The organism is Leptospira selangorensis (assembly GCF_004769405.1).
Classification (GTDB): domain Bacteria; phylum Spirochaetota; class Leptospiria; order Leptospirales; family Leptospiraceae; genus Leptospira_B; species Leptospira_B selangorensis.
On sequence record NZ_RQES01000009.1, the window covers coordinates 1 to 3,443 of the forward strand.

General features: G+C 37.4%; 3 protein-coding genes. All 3 read left to right on the forward strand.

All coding sequences use genetic code 11. The annotated features are described in order from the left end of the window. Window positions 1-349 precede the first annotated feature (349 nt). Window positions 350-1,051, forward strand: coding sequence for a hypothetical protein (locus EHO58_RS05555; RefSeq protein ID WP_135679165.1), 702 nt, complete (start codon window positions 350-352; stop codon window positions 1,049-1,051). A 1,477-nt stretch (window positions 1,052-2,528) separates the two neighbouring features. Continuing rightward, complete coding sequence (locus EHO58_RS05565) at window positions 2,529-2,777, forward strand: AbrB/MazE/SpoVT family DNA-binding domain-containing protein (protein WP_100725380.1); 249 nt, start codon at window positions 2,529-2,531, stop codon at window positions 2,775-2,777. Further along, a complete protein-coding gene (locus EHO58_RS05570) occupies window positions 2,771-3,094 on the forward strand; it encodes a type II toxin-antitoxin system PemK/MazF family toxin (RefSeq protein ID WP_100711832.1) in 324 nt (107 codons plus the stop codon). The genes EHO58_RS05565 and EHO58_RS05570 overlap by 7 nt, the downstream gene beginning before the upstream one ends. The last annotated feature ends 349 nt before the right edge of the window (window positions 3,095-3,443 follow it).

Sequence of the window (3,443 nt, forward strand, 5' to 3'; positions counted from 1 at the left end):
TCCTGTTACACCAGATATGGCTGTAAGAATAGGCATCGCTACTAATACTTCTGCGGAGAGTTGGTTGAATATGCAAACTAAGTTAGATTTATGGGCTGCAATGCAAGAAAAGCCTAAGAATATAATTAAATTTCCTATTTCAGCCTAATCGATTTTATGATCAGCCAAACCGTCGGCTAACTTTCGGTGCTTCCGCTCCGCTCGGAGCTCGCTAACGCGACTCACTCGCTCGGGCTACGCCACATTTGCTTCTGTCACTTCGTTTGCAGGGCAAACTCGTGCCATCGCAAACGTCGGAACACCTTGGTCGTTAGACGCAATAATAAATATTATTTAATCAGGAGAAAGAATGGAAATACTAAGCAAACTTGTGCGTAAAATTGGAAAGAATAAATATTTTTGGTATATATCTATTTTGGCTATTCTACCGGGATTGATATTTCGTATTTTTGGTAGTACAGAAAAAACTAATTCACTAACGTGGTATGCATTTCTCTTTATATTCATATTATTTATTTATATTGTTTATGCAGGTTTCAAATTTCTCTATGAAATAACCTCGATATCAGAATGGCGTTCGGATATTACCGTTGGAAACTTTTTCTGGCTTTTGTTCAATTTCAATTTGATATTTTCATTACTCTTTTGGCTTCCTTTATCTCTGCTCTTTTACACGTTAGTAACTAATCAACAAGGGAAAGACCTTTTAGAACTTAGCATATTTTATAAACGAATTTTTCTAATACCAAGAGAGATAATTGAACTCTTATATATTCTTTGTTTGACCGTTGTTGTTGGAACTCGGAGTTCCGTCGATATAATAAAGAAATTAAAAGAATTACTATCTGATGAGAATAGTAGGAGAATATTTTTAATCTACTGTAGTGTAAGCGTTGCGAGTATTTTTGTAGGTATCTTTTCAGATGTTTTTAATTCGTATTTATTCGAAATTATTTCATTTGCTTCTTTCCTTTCTTATTTGATCTTATTTTTAATTTTGGTTGATGCTTTTCAGAAAAATCAATTTGGCTCAAGCGAGTTATCAGACTAATAGTTCATTACTGCGTCTAACTATCGGCTCTGACGCAGCGCTGCGAGATCGCTTCGCGACTCTTGCTTGGCCTTCGGCACATTTCGCTTTGTCACTCGTCTTGCAGAGCAAGCTTCGCGCCAAGTCCTTCGGACTCGCGAAACGTCGTCAAGCCTTGGTCGTTAGGCGCAATATCGCGATTTTGTTTTTTTGAATTTAGTAAGCGTAAATCATTTTCTAAAACAAGAGTGGAATTTGATTTTAGGTTAGGTCGCTTTTCACCCTTTTCTCACCTTATATCGTAGACTGAAAAATGCTCTGGGGTGTTATGAATTTATCAGAACTACTTGTATCTCTTTCGTTGAAGCCTGCGAAAAGGGTTCGCTACTTTATATTGTGAAAGTGAATTAGTCATTAATTGACTTTTATTCTATTTGAGGATTTTATAGAGTAAGTTTGGGTGCAGTGTGTTAGGAGCGATACTTCGCCTAACTATCGGTGCTTCCGCTGCGCTCGGAGATCGCTTTCGCGACTCACTCGCTCGGGCTACGCCACATTTGCTTTTGTCACTTCGTTTGCATGCGCAAACTCGCGCCATCGCAAACGTCGGAACACCTTGGTCGTTAGACGACATTTCAAAAAAAACAGATTGTTAAGAGAAAAATGACCCTGCTGCTACTTTCAGAACTGTTAGTTATTCTTGGTGGATGTTCCTGGTTGTTTTTGTTTTATCGAGGAATGTCTTGTCCAACATGCATTGGACAAGATTTGGCTTCATTAGCGAATATTATAGCTTCTGCTACTATATTACTTTCTTCTTTTAATTTATATGTCTTCTCAGGCATTATTTATGTTAAGAGGACTGTTCAATTGTTATTTAGCATTGGATTTTATGCATTAACTTCCATTCACTATTGCTTATTCACGTTAGATTGGCCTAATGAGCTTCACTTTTCAATACTGAAAACGTTAGAATCTATCGAGATAGAACAGATTTTTGGGGTGACGAATTTACTGCTCAGCACCTCACTCGTTTTTGTTGAATCGAGGTATTCTCGTAAAGAATTAACATTCGTCGTAATTTTACCGAGATTGGTGTTTGGAATTATCCTTTTCTCGTTTTCCTCTGGATTATTGCTTTCAGTTTGCTTATTGGCTTTTCTGGAAATTCTATATCTATATAGATTTGAGAAAAGTATAAGAAAGGTATTTTGATAGGTTTTGAAACGTCGTCTAACTATCGGCTTATCGCTGCGCTTCGAGATTGCTTCGCAACTCTTGCTTGGGCTACGCCACATTTTGCTTTGTCACTCGTCTTGCAAAGCAAGTCTCGCGCCAAGTGCTTGCGCACGCGCAAAACGTCGATAACCCTTGGTCGTTATACGCCAGTTTTTAAAGGTCTTGTTTAGTAGAAAATAAAGGAAAAGCAGCTTTTAATAATCTATATAAAACTAAGATTTTCGTTGACAAAATCGCCTGTAATTACATAGTAATTACCATGAGAGCTTCTGTAGTTAAAATAGGCAATTCAAAAGGTATAAGAATACCTAAAGCTGTTTTGGAAGAATGCCATATTGAGGAAGAAGTAGACTTACTTATCGATAAGAATAAAATCATTATAGTTCCTCTAAAAGCCAAGCCTAGAGATGGTTGGGAAAAACAGTTTAAAGTAATGTCTGAAAGAAAAGAAGATAAATTGCTTATTCCAGATTCTATAGATTTATCCACTAAGGATTGGGAATGGTAGTTTCTCAATACGAAGTTTATCTGATTAACTTAGATCCAACAATCGGACATGAAATCAAAAAATCTAGACCGTGTGTTATAATATCACCGAATGAAATGAATAAGTTCATTAGTACGGTTATTATTGCGCCGATGACTACCAAATCTCATGCATATCCAACAAGAATTGAGTTAACGTTTCAAAGTAAGAAGGGTTGGATAGTTTTAGATCAAATCCGAACAGTTGATAAGGTTCGTTTGATTAAAAAGCTCGGTAAGATTGAATCAAAGACTGTTACCAAAGTTAAACAAGTTATCCAGGAAATGCTGGTAGACTAAAGCTTTCTCTGAAAGTTAAAAACCGGCGTATAACTATCGGCTTATCGCTGCGCTTCGAGATTGCTACGCAACTCTCGCTTGGGCTACGCCACATTTTGCTTTGTCACTCGTCTTGCAGGGCAAGCCTCGCGCCAAGTGCTTGCGCACGCGCAAAACGTCGATAACCCTTGGTCGTTAGCCGAGCAGTTTGGCTAAATTTATCTTTTAAAGTAAAAAGATTGACGTCGTAACCTACTGGGTTACGCTGTGTCTATTGATAATTTCTTTTAAACATAAGGGCCTTGAACATTTTTTTGAAACAGGCAGTAAGAAAGGAATACAAGCAGATCACGCTAGTAAATTAGCAAGG

Excerpts from the sequence above, each read along its gene's own strand:
- EHO58_RS05555 (WP_135679165.1), top strand. The coding sequence starts at position 350 with ATGGAAATACTAAGCAAACTTGTGCGTAAAATTGGAAAGAATAAATAT.
- EHO58_RS05565 (WP_100725380.1), top strand. The coding sequence starts at position 2,529 with ATGAGAGCTTCTGTAGTTAAAATAGGCAATTCAAAAGGTATAAGAATA.
- EHO58_RS05570 (WP_100711832.1), top strand. The coding sequence starts at position 2,771 with ATGGTAGTTTCTCAATACGAAGTTTATCTGATTAACTTAGATCCAACA.